The organism is Streptomyces sp. NBC_01352, assembly GCF_036237295.1.
Lineage (GTDB): Bacteria > Actinomycetota > Actinomycetes > Streptomycetales > Streptomycetaceae > Streptomyces > Streptomyces plumbiresistens.
Genome location: NZ_CP108354.1, coordinates 10426688 through 10450192, shown reverse-complemented (window position 1 = coordinate 10450192; position 23505 = coordinate 10426688). Strand labels below are relative to the sequence as shown.

The window sequence follows — 23505 nt, the reverse complement described above, 5'->3', positions numbered from 1 at the left end:
CCATTCCCCGACCGGCACACCATGCCACCCACGCCCACCCCCGACCGCCACACCGTGCCGCACCCGGGCCTGCACGGCCCGCACCCCCGCACGGCATAAGCTCGACAGATGGCCAAGTACTTCGACGTGCACCCCGACAACCCGCAGCCGCGCACCATCTCCCAGGTCGCCGACAGCGTCCGCTCCGGCGCACTCATCGCGTATCCGACGGACTCCTGCTACGCACTGGGCTGCCGACTGGGCAGCCGCGACGGCATCGACCGGATCCGGACGATCCGCCGGCTGGACGACCGGCACCACTTCACTCTGGTGTGCCAGGACTTCGCGCAGCTCGGCCAGTTCGTACGGATCGACAACGACGTCTTCCGCGCGATCAAGGCGTCGACGCCCGGCAGCTACACCTTCATCCTCCCCGCGACGAAGGAGGTGCCACGCATGCTCCAGCATCCGAAGAAGAAGACGGTCGGCGTGCGCATCCCCGACCACGTCGTCACCCAGGCCCTGCTCACCGAGCTCGGCGAGCCGCTGCTGTCCAGCACGCTGCTGCTGCCCGACGAGGAGGAGCCGATGACACAGGGCTGGGAGATCAAGGACCGGCTGGACCACGTCCTGGACGCGGTGGTCGACTCCGGGGACTGCGGCACCGAACCGACGACGGTCATCGACTTCTCCAGCGGCGAGGCCGAGATCGTACGGAAGGGCGCGGGCGACACGTCACGGTTCGAGTAACGGGTTCCCCAAGGGGCGTTCACGGCGAGGTCAGGGGACCAGGGGTGCGGAAGGTGCCCCTGATCGGGCGTGTCACGATGCCCATGATCCGTTCGGTCGTCCGGACGGATCCGCCGGCCGACACTCCCGCAGAGAGGCAGCCCCAGCCATGACCGCCGTACAGGGAACCGCAGTCGACATCACCACCCACGACGGCACCGCCGACGCCTATCTGGCACATCCCGGTGACGGCCGCCCCCATCCGGCCGTGCTGCTCTACATGGACGCCTTCGGGCTGCGGCCGCAGCTGACGTCCATGGCCGACCGGCTGGCCGAGGCCGGCTACACGGTGCTGGTGCCCAACGTCTTCTACCGGGACGGGCGGGCGCCCGTGGCGGAGCTGCCGGAGTTCATCGACGAGGGGACGCGGCCGAAGCTCTTCGAACGGATCGTCCCGATCATGGCGGCGCTGACCCCGGAGCTGACGATGCGGGACGCGGACGCGTATCTGCGTCTGCTGGCCGACTCGCCCCTGGCCGCCGACGGCCCGATCGCCGTCACCGGCTACTGCATGGGCGCCCGGCTGGCTCTCCTCACCGCCGGCACCTACCCGGACCGGGTCGCCGCCGCGGCCGGCTTCCACGGCGGGCGGCTGGCGACCGACGCCCCGGACAGCCCGCATCTGGTGGCCGGCACCATCACCGCCGAGCTGTACTTCGGGCACGCCGACCAGGACCCGTCGCTGCCGGTCGAGCAGATGGAACGCCTGGAGGAAGCGCTCACCGCGGCCGGCGTCCGCCACACCTGCGAGGTCTACTCCGGCGCGCACCACGGTTTCACCCAGGCCGACACCGACACGTACGACCGCGCGGCCGACGAGCGGCACTGGGCGGCCCTGCTCGACCTCCTGAAGCGCGCCCTCTGACCGGTGGTCTCACGCGGGGTGTGAGTGCGTGGAGCGTGCCACACCGGGTGCCAAGAAGAGCCTGTGTGGCTGGAACTCACCCTTGCTTGACTCAAGTTCAACCCTGCCGAGCGTGAGTTGACTCCTTACCCAGGGTTACTCTCTGGAACCGCTTGCTTTACGAAGCAATTACCCGTAACCCTTCCCCCACAAGCCGTGACTCTGGGGGGAGTTGGCATATGGAAGGCACGGTCGACGGGTTCCGCTACGGGGTGGTCACACCTGTGGCGGCCTATGTGATGGCCTGCCTGGGAGGGGCTCTGGGGCTGCGCTGCACGGTCCGGTCCCTGCTCGACACGCAGTCGTGGAAGGCCGGCTGGCTGGCGCTGGGCGCGGCCGCGATCGGTTGCGGCATCTGGACGATGCACTTCATCGCCATGATCGGTTTCCAGGTCGAGGAGACCCGGATCCGCTACGACGTGAGCCTGACGGTGCTCAGTCTGGCCGTGGCGATCGTGGTGGTCGGCATCGGCGTGTTCATCGTGGGCTATCGGGGTGCGAGCCCGGTCGCGCTGTCCGCCGCGGGCGTCGTCACCGGACTCGGTGTCGCCGCCATGCACTACCTGGGCATGGCCGCGATGCACCTGAACGGAGACGTGCGCTACGACCCGCTCGTCGTCGCGCTCTCGGTACTGATCGCGATCGTCGCCGCCACGGCGGCCCTGTGGGCGGCCGTCACGATCCGCGGCTTCCTGACGAGCCTCGGGGCCAGCCTGATCATGGGCGTGGCCGTGTCCGGGATGCACTACACGGGCATGGCCGCCGTGAGTGTCCACCTGCACGGCACGGGCAGCGGCACCTGGGCCGGCGACTCACCCCACTCGCTGCTCCTACCCATGCTGCTGGGGCCCGTCGTCTTCCTCGTACTGGCGGGTGTGGTGGTGATGTTCGACCCGCTGCTGGTCCTCGGCGACGGCGACTGGAGCCGGTCCGCACGGCTCGGGCGAGCCACGCCGCCCCCGCCCGCCGAACCGCCGCGCTCCGCCTTCGAGAGCACGGCCGGTGCCGTACCGGGACCGCGCAAGCCGTACGAGACTCCACCGCGCACCCGCCGCCGGTGAGCTGACCCAACTCCCGTCCGGTTCTAGATCGTTGTTACGGTGCACCGGTGTCTGATTCCTCACGTGATACCGCCGAAGGCGCCGGCTGGGGCTCCGCGGAACGCGGTGCGTACCAGCAACTCATGCCGCAGAAGGTCGAGAAGATCTCCTGGCTCGACCCGCGGATGCTCTGGGCCGCCCGCAACGGCGTCGTGGCCTCCTGGTTCGGGGACCCCACCGCCCGTACCCGCAACCGGTGGGTCGAGCAGCGGGCGGCGGCCGGCGCACCGGCCGACAAGGTGATCCAGCGAGACGACCCCGATCAGTTCTCCTTCATGGTCATCGGCGACACGGGCGAGGGCGACGATCCCCAGTACGCGGTCGTGCCCGGGTTCCTGAAGGTCGGTCAGGACACCCGGTTCGCGGTGGTCGCCAGTGACGTGATCTACCCGGTGGGCAGCGCGGACGACTACGGCACGAAGTTCTTCCGCCCGTACCAGGACTACCGGGCGCCCATATACGCGATACCGGGAAACCACGACTGGTACGAGGACCTCGGCGCCTTCATGCGGGTCTTCTGCGACGACGCCCCGCCCCTCGAACCGGAACCCAGGCCCCGCCCCCTCACCCGCGCCTGGCTGCGGTCCCTGCTGTGGCACCGGCCTCGCGCGAACGACGGCCAACGCCTCGACGAGGTACGGGCGTTGCGTTCCGCGGCCGCCCAGCAGGCCGTGCAGCCGGGCCCGTACTGGGCCGTCGACACCGGACCGGTGCGGATCATAGGCATCGACACGGGCCTGCTGGGCACCCTCGACGCCGAACAGGGCGCCTGGCTGCGCGAGGTATCCCAGGGCCCCCGCCCGAAGATCCTGATCACCGGGTCGCCCCTGTACGTGGACGGCGAGCACCACCCCTGCGCGATCGACGGCGGCGGCACCGTCGACGACATCGTCCGCGCCCCCGACCACCACTACGTGGCGGCGATAGGCGGCGACATCCACAACTACCAGCGCTACCCGGTGCAGGTGGACGGCCGCACCATCCAGTACGTCGTCGCGGGCGGCGGCGGCGCGTTCATGCACGCCACCCACACCATCCCCCACATCTCGGTCGCGAACGTCACCGAGAAGGACTTCCGCTGCTATCCGCTGCGCGGCGACTCCCTCGCCTTCTACAGCAGGCTGTACGGCCGTCGGCTGCGCCTGCGCCGCTTCTTCACCCTCACCGAGGCCGAGGCCACGGCCGTGATCGCCGAACGGCTCGGCATCACACCGACCCGTACCCCCGGCGAGCCCACGCGGATCACCCGGCGCACCCGTCTGGTGGCGAGCCTGCTGGGCGCGGGCGGCCGCCCCGACCGGACCTCGCGGTTCCGGCTCCCGGTCCGCAAGATCTACACGCAGCTGTTCTCGCCCAGCTCGGCCACGTACAGCCCGCCGTTCTTCAAGTGCTTCCTGCGCCTGGACGTCACCCCGGAGACGATCCGGCTGCGCTGCTACGCGGCCACCGGCAACCGCGCACAGGAGATCGATCCCCCGGTCGAGGACGAGATCACCATCCCGCTGACCTGATCGCGTTCGTACCTTCACCGCCTGCGACAATCCAGACCCGACCGCTGTACAACCGCTGGAGGAGCCCGTGCCGCCGACCTCTCGACCGCTGCGCAAGCTGGGCTTCCTGACCATCGGGCTGTTCGACGAGGAGGATCCGCGTCGCGGCCACGAGTCCACGCTGGAGATCATCGAGCTGGGCGAGCGGCTGGGCTTCGACAGCGCGTGGCTGCGCCACCGCCATCTGCAGTACGGCATCTCGTCGCCGGTGGCGGTCCTGGCGGCGGCCTCGCAGCGCACCCGCCGGATCGAGCTGGGCACCGCGGTCATCCCACTGGGCTGGGAGAACCCGCTGCGGCTGGCCGAGGACCTGGCGACCGTCGACCTGCTGTCCGGCGGCCGCCTCAACCCCGGGGTGAGCGTGGGCCCGCCCATGCACTACGACCAGGTCAAGGGCGCCCTGTACCCGGACACGGCGGAGGCCGAGGACTTCAGCTACGAGCGGGTGCGGCGGCTGCTGGGCTTCGTGCGCGGTGAGCCGGCCACCGACTTCAGCGGGATCGAGGGGTTCGAGGTGTTCAGTGACCGGGTGCAGCCGCACTCCCCCGGGCTGGGCCGCCGCCTCTGGTACGGCGGCGGCAGCCTGGGCTCGGCGAGGTGGGCCGGCGAGCACGGTATGAACTTCCTCGTCAGCAGCGTCGTCAAGGCCGAAGGGGCCGAAGGCCCACCGGACTTCGCCGAGATCCAGCTGTCCCACATCCGCGCCTTCCGCGCCGCCCACCCCGACGGCGAGGCCGCCCGCGTCTCCCAGGGCCTCGTCGTCATCCCCACCGACTCCGCCTCGCCCGAGCAGCGCGCCAAGTACGAGGAGTACGCGGCCAAGCGCACCCCTCGCACGGCGACGCCGCAGGGCCCGGCCCGTCTGATGTTCGCCCCGGACATCGTCGGCACGTCGGCCGAGATCGCCGAACGGCTGCACGCGCACGCCGCGTTCCGCGAGGTCGACGAGGTCGCGTTCGCGCTGCCGTTCACCTTCGAGCACGAGGACTACGTACAGATCCTCACCGACATGGCGACGAAGCTGGGCCCGGCGCTGGGGTGGCGATCCGGCGTCTGAGCGCGGTCACCAGCGCCCGGGCTCGGTGCCGGTGATCGGCTCGGACGGCTTGCCGTCCACCCCGACCGGGACGTCTCCGGTGAGCATCACCCGGTGCATGGTCCGCGGGAAGCCGAGGTGGGCGTTGTCACCGGGCGCGAGATGGATGGTGGCCCGGTTGTCCCAGAAGGCCACGCTGCCCGGCTCCCAGCGGAACCGGACCGTGTACTCGGGCCGGGTCGCCTGCTCCAGCAGCATCTCCAGGATCGCGGCGCTCTCGGCCCGGGAGAGGTCGGCGATCTGCTCGACGTAGTAGCCGTTGACGTACAGGATCCGCTCCCCCGTCTCCGGGTGAACGCGCACCAGGGGGTGCAGGGAGGCGATCTGATGGTCCAGCAGATGCCGGACGTACGCGTCCTCGCCCGGCCGCGGCTGGTAGCCCACGCCGAGCCGGTGCTCGGCGCGCAGCCCGTCGACGAACTCCCTTACCGGGCTTGAGAGTCCGGCGTAGGCGGCCGCCAGGTTGGACCAGGTGGTGTCGCCGCCGTACGGCGGGACCGTCTCCGCGCGCAGGATCGTCGCGGCCGGCGGGTCGACGCGGGCGCCGTGGTCGCAGTGCCAGCCGCGCAGCAGGGTGTGCCGCCGGCGCGTCAGCCATTCGTCGTGCTCCATGCCGAACCTGCCGCCCAGCTCCAGCCGGTCGGCGGTCGTCTCGATCTCCGGGAAGTCCGGCGGCGAGGCGCCGCCGCGCTTGCCCAGCACGACCGGTTCGCCGAAGCGGCGGGCGAACGCGATGTGCCCCGCGTGGTCGAGCCGCTGCCCGCGGAAGAACACCACCTTCCAGCGCAGCACCGCCGCCCGGATCTCGGCGACCACGGCCTCGTCGAGGCCGCCGGCCAGATCAACGCCGGTGATCTCGGCTCCGATGTGTCCGGCGACCGGTTTCACCTCGATCCCCTCGTGCGAGCGGTCCGCGGTGGCCCTGTCCGTCGTCATGCGTGCTCCGGTGGTCCGTCCCTGCCGGCCCGGGTCGGGCCGGTTCCAGGGAGATCGTGACAGCGTTCGGCGGGCCTGGCGACAGTGCCTCGTCCCGCCTGTACGACAGCCAGCACCGCGTCCGTCACGCCCGCGACGGAGCGCCCGGACGTGTCGATGTGCGCCAGGCCGTAGCCGTCGTCGCGCATCAGCTGCTGATAACGCCGGGTACGGGCCAGGAACTTGTCCACCAGGTACCGTTCCCGGTCCGTCCGCTCCGCGTAGCGCGCCGACTCGCGCAGCCGGTCGCCCAGGACCGCGTCGTCCACCGTGAGCCACACGGCCCGGGTGTGCGGGACGGTCATCCGGGTCACGCGGGTGGGCCACAGCGCGGAGCCTTCCAGGACCAGGCCGGGGCCGTCGCCGGTCGCGCGGCCGGTGATCAGTTCCTCGATGCGCGGCCAGAGGCGGGCGTAGTGGTCGAGGACCGAGCGGATCAGGTCGTCGACGTCGAGAGTCGCGTAGTGCTCGGCGACGTGCGGGGGCATCTCCCACTCCGCCGTGTGCCAGGGCCGCCCCGGATGCCGGGCCAACTTGTCCGTCGAGCGGCAGTCGAACCCGAGCCGCTCCGCCACCGCCCGGGCCACACTCGACTTCCCGGCGTGGGACGTCCCCCCGATCAGCACCACCCGCACCTCCCACATGCGCGACACCTCCCCGAGCCCCGTCCGTCCGGTTGATCATTGCTGACCCTGTCCCCAACCCTGGGTGTACGACACAGTCAAGGGAAGGTCCCGCAGTGATCAGCATCCCGACCCACACCCTCAACGACGGTACGACGATCCCCGCCCTCGGCCTCGGCACCTGGCCGATGGACGACACGCAGGCGGAGCAGGCGGTACGCGGCGCGCTCGAGGCCGGTTACCGCCTGGTCGACACGGCGACGAACTACCGCAACGAGACCGGCGTCGGCCGTGGCCTGGCCGGCAGCGGCGTGCCCCGGGAGGAGATCGTGGTGACGACCAAGCTCCCCGGACGCCATCACGGCTACGAGGAGACCCTCGCCTCCTTCGAGGAGTCCCGCACCCGCCTCGGCCTCGACCAGGTGGACCTGTACCTGATCCACTGGCCGCTCCCCCGCGTCGACAAGTACGTCGACTCCTGGAAGGCCATGATCAGGCTGCGCGAGGAGGGGCTCGTCCGCTCGATCGGCGTCTCCAACTTCACGGCAGAGCACATCGAACGGCTGGAGAAGGAGACCGGCGTCCTGCCCGCCGTCAACCAGATCGAGCTGCACCCCTTCCTCCCCCAGGACGAGCTGCGCTCCTTCCACGCCGGGAAGGGCGTCGTCACCGAGAGCTGGAGCCCGCTGGGCCGGGGCACGGCCCTGCTGGACGACCCCGCCGTCGTCGCGGTCGCCGAGGCCCACGGGGTGACGCCCGGGCAGGTCGTGCTGCGCTGGCACGTCCAGCTCGGCGCGATCCCCATCCCGAAGTCGGCGGACCCGGAGCGGCAGCGCCGCAACCTCGACGTCTTCGGCTTCGAACTGGACGCCGCCCAGATGGCGGCGATCGCCGACCGCACCCATCGGCGGATCGGCGGGGACCCTGAGACGCACGAGGAGTTCTGACTCGTCGGCGGGGTACTCGGAGGCCCGCGGGACAGGGCGGCCCGGTGGTGCGGGACGCCCGGGAAGGAGCCGACGGTGGGCGAGCGCGACCGGCTGCGGGACTACCACGGCAAACGGGACTTCGGCCGGACCGCCGAGCCGCGCGGGCGAGAGGCCTCGTCCGGCGAGGAACCCCGCTTCGTCGTGCAGATCCATGACGCCGGCACCCTGCACTTCGACTTCCGGCTCCAGGTGGACGACGTACTGAAGTCCTGGTCGGTCCCGAAGGGCCCCTCCCCCGACCCGAAGGACAAGCGGCTCGCCGTGCCCACCGAGGATCACCCGCTGGAGTACGAGGAGTTCGAGGGCGTGATCCCGCGGGGCGAGTACGGCGGCGGCACGGTCATCGTCTGGGACCACGGCACGTACGAGCCGCTGAGCCACGACCGGAAGGGCCGGCCCGTCGACTTCGGGGAGTCGCTGGAGCACGGGCACGCGACGTTCCGGCTGCACGGTGCGAAGCTGCACGGCACGTACGCCCTGACCCGGTTCCGGGGCGGCGACGACGAGTCCTGGCTGCTGGTGAAGAAGGCCGAGGGACGTGCCCAGGGGCACGGCACGCCGGATCCGCGCCGGGCCCGTTCCGTGCGCTCGGGCCGCACGCTCGCCCAGGTCGGCGCCGAGGACCGGGAGGACTGAGCCGCTCGCGAGACTCACTGCCTTTCGAGTGATCAGTGCCTTTCGCGTGCTCAGTCCGGAGTCAGTGTCTGCTCGGCCCAGATGGTCTTGCCGCTGCCGGTCTGCCGGCTGCCCCAGCGCTGGGTGAGCTGCGCGACCAGGAGCAGTCCGCGGCCCCCTTCGTCGAAGGCGTGGGCGCGGCGCAGGTGCGGGGAGGTGGAACTGGCGTCGGAGACCTCGCAGATGAGGGTGCGGTCGCGGATCAGCCGTAGCTGGATGGGCGGTTCACCGTAGCGGATCGCGTTGGTGACCAGTTCGCTGACGACGAGTTCGGTGACGAAGGCGGCCTCGTCCAGTCCCCACTCGGTGAGTTGCTCGGTGGCGGCCTGCCGGGTCGCGGCCACGTGGGCGGGGTCCGGCGTGACGTCCCAGGTGGCGACCTGGTCCGCGCCCAGCGCCCGGGTGCGGGCCAGCAGCAGGGCGACGTCGTCGCCGGGCTCCTCCGGGAGTACGGCCTTCAGCACGGTGTCGCACAGGGCGTCGAGGGTCTCGGTGCGGGCGGTCAGGGCGCGGCACAGTTCGTCGATGGCGTGGTCGATGTCGCGGTCCCGGTCCTCGATGAGCCCGTCGGTGTAGAGGGCGACGACCGAGCCTTCGGGCAGTTCCACTTCGCTGGCCTCGAAGGGCAGGCCGCCGACACCGAGCGGGGGACCCGCGGCCACGGGGATGAGCTGTGTCGTGCCGTCGGGCAGCACGAGGGCCGGCGGCGGGTGGCCGGCGGCGGCCATGGTGAGACGGCGGGAGACCGGGTCGTAGACGGCGTAGAGGCAGGTGGCCCCGAGTTCCGCGGCCTCCTCGTCGGTGTCGTCGGAGGCGAGGTGCGTGACCAGGTCGTCGAGGTGGGTGAGGAGTTCGTCGGGCGGCAGGTCGACGTCGGCGAGGGTGCGGACGGCGGTGCACAGGCGTCCCATGGTCGCCGAGGAGGGGATGCCGTGGCCGACGACGTCGCCGACGACCAGGGCGACCCGGCTGCCGGAGAGCGGGATCACGTCGAACCAGTCGCCGCCGAGGCCGGCGAGCGACCCGGAGGGCAGATAGCGGTGGGCCACCTCGACCGCGGCCTGACCGGGCAGGCCGCGGGGCAGCAGGCTGTGCTGGAGGGCCAGGGCGGTGGTGCGTTCGCGGGCGAAGCGGCGGGCGTTGTCGATGCAGACCGCGGCGCGGCTGGCGAGTTCCTCGGCGAGGACGGCGTCGTCGTCGCCGTAGTCGTCCACGTTGGCGATCCGGACGCCGACGGCGACGCCCAGCGTGGTGCCGCGAGCGCGCAGTGGCACCGCGATCACCGAGTGGACCCCTCTGCGATGGGGGCGTCCCGCGGGGGCACGCGCGTTGCGTTCGGCGACCCACCGCATGAAGTCCGGTTCGCCCGCCTGGCTGAGGACCGCCCGCCCCTGTCGCAGCGCCCGCGCGGGCGGCGAGTACGCGGGATAGACGTCCGCCCCGCCCAGGCGTACGGCGGCCTCCGGTGTGCCCTCGGTGGCGGAGCCGTGCGCGATGCGGCGCAGGACGAGGTCGCCGGTGAGCAGCGTGGGCGGTTCCTCCGCCCCGAGGACCCATTCCAGGAGATCCACGCTGGCGAAGTCGGCGTAGCGCGGGACGAGGAGTTCCACCAGTTCCTCGGCGGTACGCACCACGTCCAGGGTGGTGCCGATGGCGGCCGACGCCTCGTTCAGCAGCGCGAGGCGCTGCCGGGCCCAGTACTGGTCACTGCTGTCCAGCGCCGCCAGGGCGACTCCGGTCACCTCGCCCGAGGCGTCCCGCACGGGCCACATCTCGATGCTCCAGGCGTGCTCCCGGTTCAGGGCGGGCGCGCCGGTGAAGCTCTCGTAGTGGACCGGCCGGCCCGTCTCGGCGACCTGGCGCAGATTGCTGTGGAAGCCCCGGCTGTGCTCGGCGTCCTCCACGGTCTCCGGGAAGGGTCTGCCGAGCAGAACCTCCTCCGGCACGCCCATCACCCGGCAGGCCGTGTCATTGAGGCGCAGATAGTGCTGCCGGGTGTCGAAGACCGACATGGACACGGACGCCTGCTGGAAGGCCTGCCCGGCGAGCGTCGTCTCGCCGGGCGGGGCGGCGGTGATCACGTAACCGTTCGCAGTGCCGTCGCCGCCGAGCACGGGGTGTGCCGTCAGGTGGAGCGGGACGGGGGAACCGTCCCGGTGTCTCAGTACGACGGTGCCGGTCAGGGCCGCCACGGCCCGGTCCGGAAGGTCCTCGGCGAGCAGCTCCCGTGCCGCGCGTCCCACGATCTCCTCGGCCGGGTATCCCGTCAGGCGTCGGGCACCGTCGCTCCACCCCGTCACGATGCCTCGGGCATCGGTGGTCGCCGCAGCGGAGGCGTGCTCCATATCGTCCAGGATGGTCCCTTTGTGGCACCGCATCAACCGTGGTGCGGCCTTTGGGGTCCCGTCCGGGCGGCCTTCGGGGTCCCGTCCGTCAGGCGCGGTGGGCGCGAAGTGCGTCGAGGGCCCGGTCGGCGTGGGTGTTCATCCGCAGTTCGCTGCGGACGACCTCCAGGAGCGTCCGGTCCTCGGCTATGACGAAGGTGATCCGCTTGGTGGGTGCGAGGGAGAAGCCCCGCTTCACGCCGAACAGCTCCCGGACCGTCCCCTCGGGGTCGGACAGCAGGGGCATGCCGAGGTTGTGCTGTCCGGCGAACTCCTGCTGGCGTTCGACGGCGTCGCCGCTTATGCCGACGGGCCGGGCGCCGACGGCGGCGAACTCGGCGGCCAGGTCGCGGAAGTGGCAGGCCTCCGCGGTGCAGCCGGGGGTGAGGGCGGCGGGGTAGAAGAACAGCACGACGGGACCGTCGGCGAGCAGGTCGGTCAGGCTGCGCGGCGTGCCGGTCTCGTCCGGCAGCGTGAAGTCCTCGATCTTGTCGCCGATCTCCAAACGCTTGCTCATGACCGGGCCTCCGCGCTCTGCGCGACGCTGCGGGCCCACAGGACGAGGGGCACCTGGAGCGGCAGCCGTCCGATGGCGGCGGCCTTCAAGGGGGCGGGGCGGTGTCGCCAGTCCACGGCCATCTTGATGTTGGCGGGGAACACGCCGACGAAGAACGCGGCGGTGGCCCGTGCGGCGGCCCGCCGGGTGCGCGGTGCGGCGATCCCGGCGGCCAGCGCCAGTTCGGCGACTCCGCTGGCGTACGTCCAGGTCCGGGGCGTGCCCGGCAGGCTGCTCGGAACGGTCGCGTCGAACGAGCGCGGCGCGGCGAAGTGGGCGACACCCGCGGCGGCCAACAGGCCGGCGAGTAGCAGGGGCGAGCGTTCGGACCGTGACACGGTTTCTCCTCTGGTGACCTGCCGCGCGATATTACTGGACGGTAGAGCTGTGTGGGTCCGCCGCCCCCTGCTGTCTCCTCAAGGGCGACTCTCTTCGAGGGCGCGCCGGGATGGTCGCGCGCATCGCCGCGCCTTCGGACGGGGTGTCCTCCGGGACGGCGGCGATGCGGGGACGGGCGTGCTCAGGCGGTGCCGGCCGGTGCCGTGGGTTGCTGCTCGGCTTCGTCGTCGACGGCGTGCGACAGGAAGTCGTCGACCATGCGGTGGAAGAGCGTGGCGAGCTCGCGCAGATCCTCGGGCGCCCAGTCGGACAGCGCCAGCTGCATGCCGCGGGCGCCGGCCTCGCGGATGCGGTCGATGGCCTGCTGGCCGGTCTCCGTGAGCTGGATGCGCTGGGCGCGGCGGTCGTCGGGGTCGGGTACGCGGGTGACGTACCCGGACTTCTGCAGTTGCTGCACGGTACGGGTGACGTGGGAGGCTTCCACGCCCAGCCGGGCGGCGAGCTCCCCGGGCCGCAGCGGCTCGGAGTCGGCGACCTGTCGCAGCAGGGCCACGGCAGCGCGGTCCAGGGGGACTTCGGCCAGGGCCATCAGCCGGTCGTGCTGCCGGGCACGGGTGCTCAGATAGGTGATGCGGGTGAGCGCCCGCTCGATCTCGATGACTTCCGGGGACGCTGGGACGTCGGGGAGCGGTGATGTGGACATGGGCTCCACTTTACCATCTTGTTGCGTAACTCAAGTAATTTACTGCCTGAGTTTCGGATGAGTACGGCACCTGTACTACGTCTCACGGCTTGCGGCCGACACCGCCGAAGTCGTCGACCTCAGGGATGTCGGTTCCGGCGGCCGGTCCCGGGCGCCAGCGGGTGACCGAGACCACACCCGGTTCGAGCAGCTCCAGACCGTCGAAGAAACGGGCCAGCTGCTCCGGGCCGCGGTTGATCCGCGGGTTGTCCCCCGCCTCGTTCCACTGCTCGATCATGGTGCGCATCGCCTCCGGATCGATGACCTCGGTGTCGTCGCAGAGCACGAGGTGGCTCCCGGACGGCAGTGCGTCCACCAGGCGGCCCACGAGGTCGTACGCGGCGTCGTCGACGATGTGGGCCGTGATCCCCAGCAGCACGAGCGCGATCGGCTCGGCGAAGTCCAGCGTCTCGGCAGCCCGCCGCAGGATCGCTTCCGGGTCCCGGAGGTCGGCGTCGATGTAGGCCGTCGCGCCCTCGGGCGCGCTGGTGAGCAGGGCCTCGGCGTGGGCCAGCACGATGGGGTCGTTGTCGACGTAGACGATCCGCGTCTCGGGGGCGATCCGCTGGGCCACCTCATGGGTGTTGTCGGCGGTGGGCAGTCCGGTGCCGACGTCCAGGAACTGGCGTATGCCGGCCTCGCGGACGAGGTGCTCCACCGTGCGCACCAGGAACGCCCGCTGGGCCCGGGCGATGTCGAGGATCTGCGGATTGGCCGCGACGATCTGGTCGCCGACCTGCCGGTCAATCTCGTAGCAGTCCTTGCCGCCCAGCCAGTAGTTCCAGATCCGGGCGGAGTGCGGCACGCTGCTGTCGATGAGCGGGACGTCAAGTGGCATGGAAACTCCCCGAGTTGATCTGGCGTGCTGCCACCCCACCGCCTGGGGGGCGGGTCCGTCAAGCGCCGGAGGGACACCGCCCACGAGACGTTCCCTACACCCGGTCCGCCCTGCTGCCGCCCGCAGCAGCCACGCCAGATACGCGCCGCCGCCCACGCCCGTGACCACGCCGACCGGCAGCAGGGCGGAGCCGGTGACGCGCTGGGTGAACAGATCCTCCCGACCGGAGTCGGTGGACGGCACCGCCCACGTCGTCGACAAGTCCGGCGCCGGCGCGGCCGGCGAGGACCAGGTGACGCGGGTCCGTATCGGCCGCTGACCGGGGTGGGATGCCGGCGGCCCGCCGGTCGCCGGCATCCCCTGAGGCCCTCAGTGCCGACGTACCCAGGCGCTCTGTCCCCCGTCGACCACCAGGTCGGTGCCCGTGACGTACCGCGCCTCCGGCCCGGCGAGGAACGCCACCACGTCGGCGATCTCCGCGGGTGTCGCGGCGCGGCCGGCACCGCAGTCGTCGAGCATCTTCCGCAGGTGCTCCCCGTACACCGAGTCGGCCTCGGCCGTCGTCATCGCCGTGACGACGGCGCCGGGGCTGACCGAGTTCACCCGGGCGCCGCGCAGGTTCCAGGCGAGCGCGGCGGCCTGGACCCGTACCTGGACGGCCCGGTTGGAGACGATGTACGCGGGTACGGCGTCGTCCCCGGCCGCGGCGACGACGTCCAGGTCGAGGAGCTCCTCGGCCGGCGTCGTCGCCAGGGCGGACTCGTCCTCCTCGGACAGGGTGGCGTAGTGGCCGGCGACGCCCGCGATGCACACCAAGGACGTGCCCCGCGTGGCGACGGCCTCGAAGCAGTCGATCACATGGGCGGTGCCGACCATGTTGACCTCGAAGTTGGTCCGCGCGGAGGCGATCGCGGCGCAGACGCCCGCGGTGTGCACGACGGCCGCCAGCGGCCCTTCACCGGCGGCGGTCTCGGCGAGCTTCCGTACCGACGCGCGGTCGCACACGTCGATCACCACGCCCTGCGCCTCGTACCCTTCGGCGCGCAGGGTGGCGACGGTCCAGTCCAGTTGGCCGCGCGAGGCGTCGGCGAGGAAGAGGGTGCGGCCGCTGCCGAGCCGGCGCGCGACCGCCGTTCCGATCCCTCCGGCCCCGGTGACGACCACCACCTCGCGGCGTACGTCGTAGGGAAGACCCACCATGGGACAACCTCCTTGTTGTCAGGCCCCGGTCGCCGGGACCTCCGTGCGCACGGTCTCGCTCCAGGCCGCGCCCGCGGCGATCGCCTGCCGCCACAGCCGGATCGCCTTGGGCGGCATGCCGACCGCGAGGGCGCCGCTCACCCGGTCCCCGGTGCGGTACACCGCGACGAACCGGCGCTCGGCCAGGTCTCCGTCCACCACGGCCACCTCGTCGTGGCCCCGCAGGAAGCCGTACGCCTGGACCTTCATGTCGTACTGGTCGGACCAGAAGTACGGCACCGGCGCGAACGGCTTGCGTGCCTCGGGGTGGAGGAGGTTGCGGGCGGCGGCCATGCCCTGTTCGGCGGCGTTGGTGCGGTGCTCGATCCGCATCGAGGTGCCGAACAGCGGGTTGTACCAGCGGGCGACGTCACCGGCCGCGTACACGTTGCGCGCGGCCTCGCAGAACTCGTCGCACACCACGCCGTCGCCCACGGCCAGTCCGCTGCCGTCGAGCCACTCGGTGTTGGGCAGCGAACCGACGGCGACGAGCACCTCGTCGGCGTCGATCGCCTCGCCGTCCGCGAGCCGTACGCCGTCCTCGGTCACCTCGGTGACGGTGACACCGCAGCGCAGGTCCACGCCCCGGTCCACGTGGGCCCGGGACAGCACCCGGCCGACCTCCGTGCCGACGGCGTGGGCCAGCGGCACGGGGGCGGGTTCGAGGAGGGTGACGTGGGCGCCCAGGCGCCAGGCCACGGCGGCGGCCTCCGCGCCGAGGAAACCGGCACCCACGACGACCAGACGCCGCCCCGGCGTGAGCCGTTCCCGCAGCATCAGGGCGTCGTCGAGGGTGCGCAGCACGTGCGCGCCCTCACCGGGCAGCCGGCGCGGCCGGACGCCGGTGGCCACGATCAGTCCGTCGTACGGCACGTCACTGCCGTCGGCCAACCGCACCGTCCGGTCGGAGAGTTCGAGGCCGGTCGCGGCCACACCCAGCCGCAGGTCGAGGCCGAGCCCGGCCAGGTCGTCCGGGGTGCGCAGGGCCAGCCGGTCCGGCTCCCACTCCGCGGCCAGCAGTTGCTTGGACAGCGGCGGGCGGTCGTACGGCGTCCACGGTTCGTCGCCGACGAGGGTGAGCGTGCCGTCGTAGCCCTCGCGGCGCAGCGTCTCGACCGCCGCGAGCCCGGCGGCCGAGGCACCGACGACGACGATCCGCCTCACTGCTCGACCAGTCGGATGGCGGCGGCCGGACAGATCGCCACGGCCTCGCGCACGTCGTCGAGGGAGTCCGCCGCGGGTTTCTCCTCCAGCAGGAAGGCGATGCCGTCCTCGTCCCGCTGGTCGAAGACCTCAGGGGCGGCCATCACGCACTGCCCCGACGCGACGCACTTGGGCTCGTCCAGTTCCACTCGCATGATCGGTACCTCGTTCGTTTTTTCTGTGGGGGGTGACGGTCGACGGTGGTTTCACCAGGTGACGGGCAATTCGTAGACGCCGTAGACCGAGCCGTCGTGCTTGAAGGGCAGTCCGTCGACCTCGGCCGCCAGGCGCAGGGTCGGGATGCGGCGGTAGAGGGTGCTGTAGACGACCTGGAGCTCCATGCGGGCCAGCGGCTGGCCGAGGCACTGGTGGACGCCGAAGCCGAAGGCGACGTGACGGCGGGCGTCGCGGGTGATGTCCAGCCGGTCCGGGTCGGCGAAGGCCTCCGGGTCGCGGTTGGCGATGTCGTTGGGCATGATGACGCCCTCGCCGGCCCGGATCACCTGTCCGGCGAGCTCGATGTCCTCAAGGACCGCCCGACGCCGTCCGCCGTGCACGATGCTCAGGTAGCGCAGCAGTTCCTCCACCGCCGACGCGACGAGCTTGGGGTCGTCGGTGTCGCGCAACAGGGCGAACTGGTCCGGGTGTTCGAGGAGCGCGAGCGTGCCGAGGGCGATCATGTTGGCGGTGGTCTCGTGACCGGCCAGAAGCAGCAGCACACCCATCTGGGCGACGTCCTGCCGGGACAGCTCACCCGACTCGACCCTCCCCACGAGCCCGGAGAGCAGGTCGTCACCGGGATCGGCCACCTTCTCGCCCATCAGCTCGTCCAGGTAGCCGAGCAGCCTCCCGTGGGCGGCCATCCGGTCCTCCATGGCCGCGTCCCGCGTGATGAGGGTCTTGCTGTTCTCCTGGAAGAAGTCGTGGTCCGCGTACGGCACTCCGAGCAGCCGGCAGATGACCAGCGAGGGCACCGGCAGGGCGAACGCCTGCACCAGGTCGACGGGGCCGCCGACGGTGAGCATGTCGTCGATGAGGTCGTCCACGATCTTCTGCACGCCGGGCCGCAGCGCCTCGACCCGTTTCACCGCGAACGGGGCCGTCACCATGCGGCGCAGGCGGGCGTGCTCCGGGTCGTCCATGAGGATGAAGCTGATGTTGTTCTTGCCGTTGCTGGGGGCCTGGAGCGGATATCCGGCACTGGTGATGTCGGCGCTGACCCGGGGGTCGAGGAGCAGGGCGCGCTGGTCCTCGTAGCGGGTGACCAGCCAGGGCGTGCTGCCGTCCCAGAGACGGACCTTGACGAGCCGGCCCTCGTCCTGCTGGGCCTGGAGGGCCGGGGGCGGGTCGAAGGGGCAGCCCGCCGCCCTCTCCATCGGGAACTCGGGGACGGGTGCGGCCGTTTCGGGCGCGGGGCCGGTCAGGGTGTCGGCCATGGCTCTCCTCGGTGTGGGGGTGCTCCGTTCGACGGGCGGAGCGCCGGGGTGAAGTGGTCGAGGGCATCGATGAGCACATGCAAACAGAGGGGGCTGACGCCTTCCCGCCAGTTTCCTGACAGAAGGCTGACGTGACCCAGATCACACCACATGCGAGCCATGCAACTCCCTTACGCAATAAGGGAGTTGTAGAGATTCTCGCCGCGCGGCGGCCTCAGGTCTCGGCGTCGGCACGCCCCAGCCAGTAGCCGAACCCCCGGCGCGTGTGAATCAGCACGGGGGCCTCCCGGTCCACCTTGCGCCGCAGCCGGGAGACGAGTTGCTCGATGGCGTTGTCACCGCGGTGGTCACCCCAGACGTACCGGCCGATCTGCTCCTTGGACAGCACCCGGTGCGCGTTGACCAGGAGATGGCGCAGCAGCCGGTACTCGGCGGGCGTGAGGTCGAGCGTCCGCGTACCGCGGCGCGCCTCGCACAGGGTGTCGTCCAGCACCAGGTCGCGATAGCCGAGTGAGCCGTCCCGCGGCCGGCCCGGCCGCACACCCCGCAGCAGGACCTGGACACGGGCCAGGACCTCCGGCATACGGAAGGGCTTGGTGACGTAGTCCCGCTCGCCGAGGCCCAGTTCGGGAATCAGCCGGTCCAGGGCGTCGTACGCGGTCAGCAGGAGCACCGGCGGGCGGTGGGCCAGGACCGGACGTTCCCGGCCGAGGCTTTCCACGTCGGGCAGACCGGCGTCGAGGACCACGAGGTCGTACCGTCCCTGGCCGAGCCGGGCCAGCGCCTCGGTTCCGGTGCCGGCCAGGCTGGTCCGGTAGCCCGCCAGTTCCAGGGTGGTGGAGAGCAGTTCGGCGACGTCCGGCTCACCGACGACGACCAGGAGGTGCTGACCGGCCCCGCGGGCGAGCGCCGGTTTGTCACGGGTGCTGCCGTACATGCGCCTCACCCTACCGCTCTGCTTGCCTGACTCAATTAATTTCAGGCCAGTCCACAGCACGGCACCTCAGCGGTCAGGAACCTGACGTGACCGGCGCCAGCCACATGCCGACGACCGCGTCGACGAGGCCGGTGGCGGCGTCGTGCCAGTTGGCCCGGGGCGTGCGGGCACCCTCGGCGAGGGCCCGCTCCCGTTCGGCGGACATGTGCAGGATGAGGTGGCGGACCATGTCCCCGCGTTCGGCGCGGACCTCGGCCGGCAGCTCGGGCAGACACCGCTCGAGTCCGTCGAGGATCTGCCGCAGGGACGGCGAGGACAGGGACTCCTCCACCATGATCGGCCGGAGCGCCGGGTCGGTCATCACCTGGGCGCAGAACCGGGCGTACCAGGTGGGGCTGCCGAGCGCCCCGAGGTGCTCGGGAACCGGGCGCACCAGACAGCCCACCCAGTCGCGTACGTCCGTGGAGTCGCCGGTCGCGGCCAGCAGCCGGGTGCGGATCTCCTCGACGGGCGCCGCGTGCTTGCGGATGATCGCCCGCACCAGGTCGGCCTTGGTACCGAAGTGGTAGCCGACCGCGGCGTTGTTGCCCTGGCCGGCGGCCTCGCTGACCTGACGGTTGGACACCGCGTACACACCCCGCTCGGCGAACAGCCGCTCCGCCGCGGTCAGGATCAGCTCCCGTGTCGCGCCGACCTGTTCGGCCCGTACCGTCCCGCCCGCCATGACCACCCTCACCACCGCACCGGGACTTCCCGCGTCACCGCGGTGACCAGTCCCTCGAGCCGCCGCGGGTCCACCGCCTGAGCAGCGGTTCCAGGACCGAAGCCTACGCAAGCAGGCGAAGCCATTAAAGTAAGTCAAGCGGCTGACTTATTTCTTGCCGAGACCCTTTCACGACGCCTACGGAGGCTCCGCATGTCCGACGCCCTCGCCAGACCCGCCGACGCGGGGAGCGACGCCCCGCCGAGGTCGAACGCCGTGGTGGCGGTGCTGGCCTTCGCCGGAATCGTCGTCTCGCTGATGCAGACCCTGGTCATCCCGATCGTGCCGGACCTGCCCCGGCTCCTGGACGCCCCCGCCTCCGACACCGCCTGGGCGGTCACCGCGACCCTGCTGGCCGCGGCGGTCGCCACCCCGGTCGTCGGCCGGCTCGGGGACATGTTCGGCAAGCGCCGGATGCTGCTGGTCAGCATCGTGCTGCTGGTGACCGGCTCGGTGGTCTGCGCGCTCAGCGACGCCCTGGTGCCGATGATCGTCGGCCGGGCGCTGCAGGGGCTGGCCTCCGGTGTCGTGCCGCTGGGCATCAGCATCATGCGGGACGAGCTGCCCGCCGAGCGGCTGGCCGGGTCGACGGCGCTGATGAGTGCCTCCCTCGGGGTGGGCGGCGCCCTGGGTCTGCCCACGGCCGCGCTGATCGCCGACAACTTCGACTGGCACGTGCTGTTCTGGGCCTCCGCCGCGATGGGCGTGATCGCCTTCGCCCTCGTCGTGTCGTTCGTACCGGAGTCGAAGGTACGCACCGGCGGCCGCTTCGACCTGGTCGGCGCCCTCGGCATGGCGACGGGCCTGGTGTGCCTGCTGCTGGCGATCTCCAAGGGCGCCGACTGGGGCTGGACCAGCGGCACCACGCTCGGCCTGTTCGCCGCCGCGGTGCTCGTGCTGCTCGCCTGGGGCGTCTTCGAAATGCGCACTTCGCAGCCGCTGGTGGACCTGCGCACCACGGCCCGCCGTCAGGTGCTGGTGACGAACCTCGCCTCGATCGCGATCGGCTTCTCCATGTTCGCGATGTCCCTGGTGCTGCCGCAGCTGCTCCAGCTGCCCGAGCGGACCGGCTACGGCCTGGGCAGGTCCCTGTTGACCGCCGGCCTGGTGATGGCTCCCTCCGGGCTGGTGATGATGGCGACCGCGCCGGTCTCCGCCGCGGTGTCCAAGGCCAAGGGGCCGAAGGTCACGCTGATGATCGGTGCGGTGATCGTGGCCTGCGGATACGGCCTGAACATCGTGCTGATGTCCGAGGTGTGGCACCTGGTGATGGTCTCCTGCGTGATCGGCGCCGGCATCGGCTTCACGTACGGCTCGATGCCCGCCCTGATCATGGGCGCGGTGCCCGCGAGCGAGACGGCCGCGGCGAACAGTCTCAACACCCTGATGCGGTCCATCGGTACGTCGGTGGCGAGCGCCATCGCGGGCGTCGTCCTCTCGCAGATGACCATCAGCCTCGGCGGCTACGCCCTGCCGTCCGAGAGCGGCTTCAAGACCGTCATGGCCCTCGGCGCGGGCGCCGCGCTCCTCGCCTTCGCGATCGCCTCGTTCATCCCTGGCCGGCGGCCCGGGGTCACGGCCGTGTCGGCGCCCGCGGCCGCGGAGCCGGCGGCGGGCGCGCCCTCGGTGAAGTGAGGGCGCGCGACTGATCCCGCCGGGTGGGCTGTCCCCGGGTGGGCTACCCCCTTGTGCGCAGCAGACTCACGCCCGCGCCGAGCGAGACGACGCCCATGCCGACGCTGGTCATGACGCCCTGGTCGCCGTCGACGACGAAAGGAGCGACGGCGGCGACCGCGAGGTTGAACAGGAACAGGAACCAGAGCACGGGCCTGGACGACAGCATCGGCTTCATCGGGGGTTTCCTTCCGGACGGTGAACGCGCTCGGTGGGTATCGCGTGACCTTGCGCCGTCCACGATTCCGTCGCATGCCGCCCGACTCGATGGAGTGCGCTACCGGACCGGTGGTGTAGCCCTCTGCACCACCGGCCGTGCCCTCCTGCCCGAGGATGATGCGCGGGCCGCCCGTACTGCGTTCTACGTAGCCCCGATTGTCGGCAGACGAACGACGACACGGCGGCCCGGTTCCGGAAGGCTGTGGCGGTAGCCGAGACCAGCCGGGGAGACCTCCGTTCCATGGCCGTACTTCTGTGTCGACCGGGCCGAGCGGCCTTCCGCCGACACCTGCCCGCCGTCCCGCCGTCGGTCGTGGTGCCGGCCGGGGCCTCCGTCGGGGCCGGGCCGAGCGGGGGCGCGATCCTCACGCCGGCCGTCTCGGCTCCCACCTACCCGGTCGAACGGGAGGCCTCTCTCGGCTGACGCCTCCCTCCCCCGAGAGGGTCGTCCGTGTCGCAGGACACGGGCGACCCTCGCCCGTCGTTGCCGCCGGCATCGCCCACCATGTCTCCAGGACACCGACCGGAGAACCCGATGAGCTTCCCTCTGCAGCGCTACGCCGACGACCACGTCCGTACGGTCGACACGATGACGGCCGCGCTGCTGTTCGCCGCTTTCCTCTTCGGCAGCGAGATCAGCGTGCCGGGCACCCGACGGCCGGACGCCATGGGAGCCACGATCGCCCTGGCGGCCGTCTCCGCGGCCGCGCTGCTCTGGCAGCGCAGCCGCCCCCGCGCCGCCGTCGCCGTGACCGCGCTGGGCGCGGCCGGTGCCGCCACGCTCGGCCATCTGCTCACGCCGCTGCTGCTGGGCCCGCTCATGCTGGCGCTCTACCGGCTGGCCGTCGCCTCCGACCGCAGGACGGCACACCTCTCCTTCCTGGCCGCCCTCGCCCTGCTGGTGGCGGCGGCCCTGCTCCTCGACCCTCTCGACCATCCCTGGCAGCTCGACACGCTCAGCCCCGCCGCCTGCCTCCTGCTGCCGGTCGCGGCCGGGAACGCGACCCGGCTGCGGGGCGCCTACCTGGAGGCCGTGCAGGCCCGCGCCGAGTACGCCGAGCGCAGCCGGGAGGAGGAGGCGCGGCACCGGGTCGCCGAGGAACGCATGCGGATCGCCCGTGAGCTGCATGACGTGGTGGCGCACCATCTGGCGCTGGCCAACGCCCAGGCGGGCACCGCGGCGCACCTGTCGCACACGCATCCCGCGCAGGCCCGGCGGATCCTCACCGACCTCACCGGTACGACGTCCTCGGCGCTGCGCGAGATGAAGGCCACCGTGACTCTGCTGCGCCAGGCGGACGACCCCCACGCACCGCTCGCACCCAGCCCGGGACTCGGCCAACTCACCGAGCTGACGGACGGGTTCGGGTCCGCCGGTCTCGCCGTCCACGTCAGCACCGAGGGCAGGCCCAGGCCGTTGTCGCCCGGCGTGGACCTGACGGCGTACCGGATCGTGCAGGAGGCGCTGACCAACGTCGCCAAGCACGCCTTTGCCGAGGCGGCGCGGGTACGGCTGCGCTACGGCGAGGACCAGCTGACGATCACCGTCACCGACGACGGCACCGGCCGGGCCACCGCCGGAGCACCCGAGCCCGGGCACGGCTTCGGCCTGATCGGCATGCGCGAACGCGCCCGGTCGGTCGGCGGCGCCCTCCAGGCCGGCCACCGGCAGGGCGGCGGCTTCGAGGTCACCACCCGCCTTCCCCTGCACCCCACCGCTCCGCACCACCAAGAACGGACCCCATGACCATCCGTGTGCTGCTCGCCGACGACCAGGCCCTGCTGCGGGCCACCTTCCGCATCCTGATCGACTCCTGTGAGGACATGGAGGTGGTCGCCGAGGCCACCGACGGCGCCGAGGCGGTCGACCTGGCCCGGATCCACCGCCCCGACGTCGTCCTGATGGACATCCGCATGCCCGGCACCGACGGCCTGACCGCCACGTCCGTGGTCTGCTCGGACCCGGACCTGGCCGGCACCCGGGTGCTGATCCTCACCACGTTCGAGATCGACGAGTATGTGGCGCAGGCGCTGCGGGCCGGGGCGAGCGGCTTCCTCGGCAAGGACGTCACCGCAGAGGCACTGCTCGACGGCGTCCGGACGGTGGCCGCCGGCGACTCCCTCCTCTCCCCCGCCGCCACCCGTACCGTGATCAGCCGTTTCCTGGCCGCTCCCGGGCTCGGCACCCGGCTGGCGGCGTCCGAGGACCTCGGCGTCCTGACCACTCGTGAGCGCGAGGTGATGGCGTGGGCGGCGGAGGGGCACTCCAACGAGGAGATCGCCGGGAAACTCTTCGTCAGCCCGCTGACCGTACGCACCCATGTGCACCGCGCGATGACCAAGCTGGGCGCCCGCGACCGCGCCCAACTCGTCGTCATGGCCTACCAGTCGGGCCTGGTGCAGGCCCTGCCGCCGACCACCGACCGCTGAGCCGGGGGCGACGGCCGTTCAGGGGAAACCTGCCCGGAGGGCGCGTGGCGGTGGGCGGGCCGGTC

General features: G+C 71.7%; 26 protein-coding genes. 12 read left to right on the top strand and 14 right to left on the bottom strand.

What is annotated here, in order from left to right; translation table 11 throughout:
- Window positions 1–108: 108 nt before the first annotated feature.
- The 5 genes from OG252_RS48015 to OG252_RS47995 all read left to right on the top strand — a co-directional run bounded on the left by OG252_RS48015 (window position 109) and on the right by OG252_RS47995 (window position 5379).
- Window positions 109–729 carry an L-threonylcarbamoyladenylate synthase gene (locus OG252_RS48015; RefSeq protein WP_266446120.1) on the top strand — a complete coding sequence of 207 codons (621 nt, stop codon included), beginning with the start codon at window positions 109–111 and terminating at the stop codon, window positions 727–729.
- A gap of 148 nt (window positions 730–877) precedes the next feature.
- Complete coding sequence (locus tag OG252_RS48010) at window positions 878–1633, top strand: dienelactone hydrolase family protein (protein WP_266446117.1); 756 nt, start codon at window positions 878–880, stop codon at window positions 1631–1633.
- Between the two features lie 218 nt (window positions 1634–1851).
- Window positions 1852–2733, top strand: a complete 882-nt coding sequence (locus OG252_RS48005; RefSeq protein WP_329344450.1) for an MHYT domain-containing protein — start codon at window positions 1852–1854, stop codon at window positions 2731–2733.
- 47 nt (window positions 2734–2780) lie between these two features.
- Entirely contained in the window at window positions 2781–4283 is a 1503-nt protein-coding gene (locus OG252_RS48000; RefSeq protein ID WP_329344448.1) for a metallophosphoesterase family protein, read from the top strand.
- Window positions 4284–4350: 67 nt separating this feature from the next.
- Window positions 4351–5379 (top strand): LLM class flavin-dependent oxidoreductase, encoded by a 1029-nt coding sequence (locus OG252_RS47995; protein ID WP_266446109.1) that lies wholly within the window; start codon window positions 4351–4353, stop codon window positions 5377–5379.
- 6 nt (window positions 5380–5385) lie between these two features.
- On the opposite strand, the gene OG252_RS47990 is transcribed toward OG252_RS47995, so the two are convergent.
- Window positions 5386–6354, bottom strand: a complete 969-nt coding sequence (locus OG252_RS47990) for a TauD/TfdA dioxygenase family protein (protein WP_329344446.1) — start codon at window positions 6352–6354, stop codon at window positions 5386–5388.
- Window positions 6351–7037 carry a hypothetical protein gene (locus OG252_RS47985; protein ID WP_329344444.1) on the bottom strand — a complete coding sequence of 229 codons (687 nt, stop codon included), beginning with the start codon at window positions 7035–7037 and terminating at the stop codon, window positions 6351–6353. Before OG252_RS47985 ends, OG252_RS47990 begins: the two co-directional genes overlap by 4 nt.
- Window positions 7038–7132: 95 nt before the next feature.
- On the opposite strand from OG252_RS47985, the gene OG252_RS47980 reads away from it, so the two are divergent.
- Both OG252_RS47980 and OG252_RS47975 read left to right on the top strand, forming a co-directional pair.
- On the top strand, window positions 7133–7963 hold the full coding sequence (locus tag OG252_RS47980) for an aldo/keto reductase (protein ID WP_266446103.1): 831 nt from the start codon (window positions 7133–7135) through the stop codon (window positions 7961–7963).
- A gap of 75 nt (window positions 7964–8038) precedes the next feature.
- On the top strand, window positions 8039–8641 hold the full coding sequence (locus OG252_RS47975) for a DNA polymerase ligase N-terminal domain-containing protein (protein WP_329344441.1): 603 nt from the start codon (window positions 8039–8041) through the stop codon (window positions 8639–8641).
- A 50-nt stretch (window positions 8642–8691) separates the two neighbouring features.
- Here OG252_RS47975 and OG252_RS47970 read toward each other — a convergent pair whose 3' ends face one another.
- The 5 genes from OG252_RS47970 to OG252_RS47950 form a co-directional block, all read right to left on the bottom strand.
- Window positions 8692–11025 (bottom strand): SpoIIE family protein phosphatase, encoded by a 2334-nt coding sequence (locus tag OG252_RS47970; RefSeq protein WP_266446097.1) that lies wholly within the window; start codon window positions 11023–11025, stop codon window positions 8692–8694.
- A gap of 88 nt (window positions 11026–11113) precedes the next feature.
- The gene (locus tag OG252_RS47965) at window positions 11114–11581 is read right to left on the bottom strand and encodes a peroxiredoxin (protein WP_323186173.1); all 468 of its coding nucleotides are present in this window, start codon (window positions 11579–11581) and stop codon (window positions 11114–11116) included.
- Window positions 11578–11958 carry a DoxX family protein gene (locus tag OG252_RS47960; protein ID WP_266446094.1) on the bottom strand — a complete coding sequence of 127 codons (381 nt, stop codon included), beginning with the start codon at window positions 11956–11958 and terminating at the stop codon, window positions 11578–11580. The genes OG252_RS47965 and OG252_RS47960 overlap by 4 nt, the downstream gene beginning before the upstream one ends.
- Before the next feature lie 182 nt (window positions 11959–12140).
- Entirely contained in the window at window positions 12141–12662 is a 522-nt protein-coding gene (locus tag OG252_RS47955) for a MarR family winged helix-turn-helix transcriptional regulator (protein ID WP_266446092.1), read from the bottom strand.
- A gap of 82 nt (window positions 12663–12744) precedes the next feature.
- Entirely contained in the window at window positions 12745–13539 is a 795-nt protein-coding gene (locus OG252_RS47950; protein ID WP_266446090.1) for an SAM-dependent methyltransferase, read from the bottom strand.
- A 160-nt stretch (window positions 13540–13699) separates the two neighbouring features.
- On the opposite strand from OG252_RS47950, the gene OG252_RS47945 reads away from it, so the two are divergent.
- On the top strand, window positions 13700–13858 hold the full coding sequence (locus OG252_RS47945; RefSeq protein ID WP_329344437.1) for a hypothetical protein: 159 nt from the start codon (window positions 13700–13702) through the stop codon (window positions 13856–13858).
- A 50-nt stretch (window positions 13859–13908) separates the two neighbouring features.
- Here the strand turns inward: OG252_RS47945 and OG252_RS47940 are convergent, their stop codons facing one another.
- The 6 genes from OG252_RS47940 to OG252_RS47915 form a co-directional block, all read right to left on the bottom strand.
- Complete coding sequence (locus OG252_RS47940; protein WP_329344435.1) at window positions 13909–14739, bottom strand: SDR family oxidoreductase; 831 nt, start codon at window positions 14737–14739, stop codon at window positions 13909–13911.
- Window positions 14740–14757: 18 nt separating this feature from the next.
- Complete coding sequence (locus tag OG252_RS47935) at window positions 14758–15942, bottom strand: NAD(P)/FAD-dependent oxidoreductase (RefSeq protein ID WP_266446085.1); 1185 nt, start codon at window positions 15940–15942, stop codon at window positions 14758–14760.
- Entirely contained in the window at window positions 15939–16136 is a 198-nt protein-coding gene (locus OG252_RS47930) for a ferredoxin (protein WP_307672538.1), read from the bottom strand. Before OG252_RS47930 ends, OG252_RS47935 begins: the two co-directional genes overlap by 4 nt.
- A 51-nt stretch (window positions 16137–16187) precedes the next feature.
- Window positions 16188–17417: a cytochrome P450 gene (locus OG252_RS47925; protein ID WP_329344430.1), complete on the bottom strand. Its 1230-nt coding sequence runs from the start codon at window positions 17415–17417 to the stop codon at window positions 16188–16190.
- A gap of 214 nt (window positions 17418–17631) precedes the next feature.
- Window positions 17632–18354, bottom strand: a complete 723-nt coding sequence (locus OG252_RS47920) for a response regulator transcription factor (protein WP_329344428.1) — start codon at window positions 18352–18354, stop codon at window positions 17632–17634.
- Between the two features lie 73 nt (window positions 18355–18427).
- A complete protein-coding gene (locus OG252_RS47915) occupies window positions 18428–19078 on the bottom strand; it encodes a TetR/AcrR family transcriptional regulator (RefSeq protein WP_266446075.1) in 651 nt (216 codons plus the stop codon).
- Between the two features lie 192 nt (window positions 19079–19270).
- Here OG252_RS47915 and OG252_RS47910 point away from each other — a divergent pair, with 192 nt between their 5' ends.
- Window positions 19271–20752: an MFS transporter gene (locus OG252_RS47910; protein ID WP_266446074.1), complete on the top strand. Its 1482-nt coding sequence runs from the start codon at window positions 19271–19273 to the stop codon at window positions 20750–20752.
- A 43-nt stretch (window positions 20753–20795) separates the two neighbouring features.
- Here the strand turns inward: OG252_RS47910 and OG252_RS47905 are convergent, their stop codons facing one another.
- Window positions 20796–20969, bottom strand: coding sequence for a hypothetical protein (locus tag OG252_RS47905; RefSeq protein ID WP_266446072.1), 174 nt, complete (start codon window positions 20967–20969; stop codon window positions 20796–20798).
- 282 nt (window positions 20970–21251) lie between these two features.
- On the opposite strand from OG252_RS47905, the gene OG252_RS47900 reads away from it, so the two are divergent.
- The 3 genes from OG252_RS47900 to OG252_RS47890 all read left to right on the top strand — a co-directional run bounded on the left by OG252_RS47900 (window position 21252) and on the right by OG252_RS47890 (window position 23440).
- On the top strand, window positions 21252–21434 hold the full coding sequence (locus tag OG252_RS47900) for a hypothetical protein (RefSeq protein WP_329344425.1): 183 nt from the start codon (window positions 21252–21254) through the stop codon (window positions 21432–21434).
- Between the two features lie 111 nt (window positions 21435–21545).
- Complete coding sequence (locus OG252_RS47895) at window positions 21546–22757, top strand: sensor histidine kinase (protein WP_266446067.1); 1212 nt, start codon at window positions 21546–21548, stop codon at window positions 22755–22757.
- Complete coding sequence (locus OG252_RS47890; RefSeq protein WP_266446064.1) at window positions 22754–23440, top strand: response regulator transcription factor; 687 nt, start codon at window positions 22754–22756, stop codon at window positions 23438–23440. Before OG252_RS47895 ends, OG252_RS47890 begins: the two co-directional genes overlap by 4 nt.
- Window positions 23441–23505 lie beyond the last annotated feature (65 nt).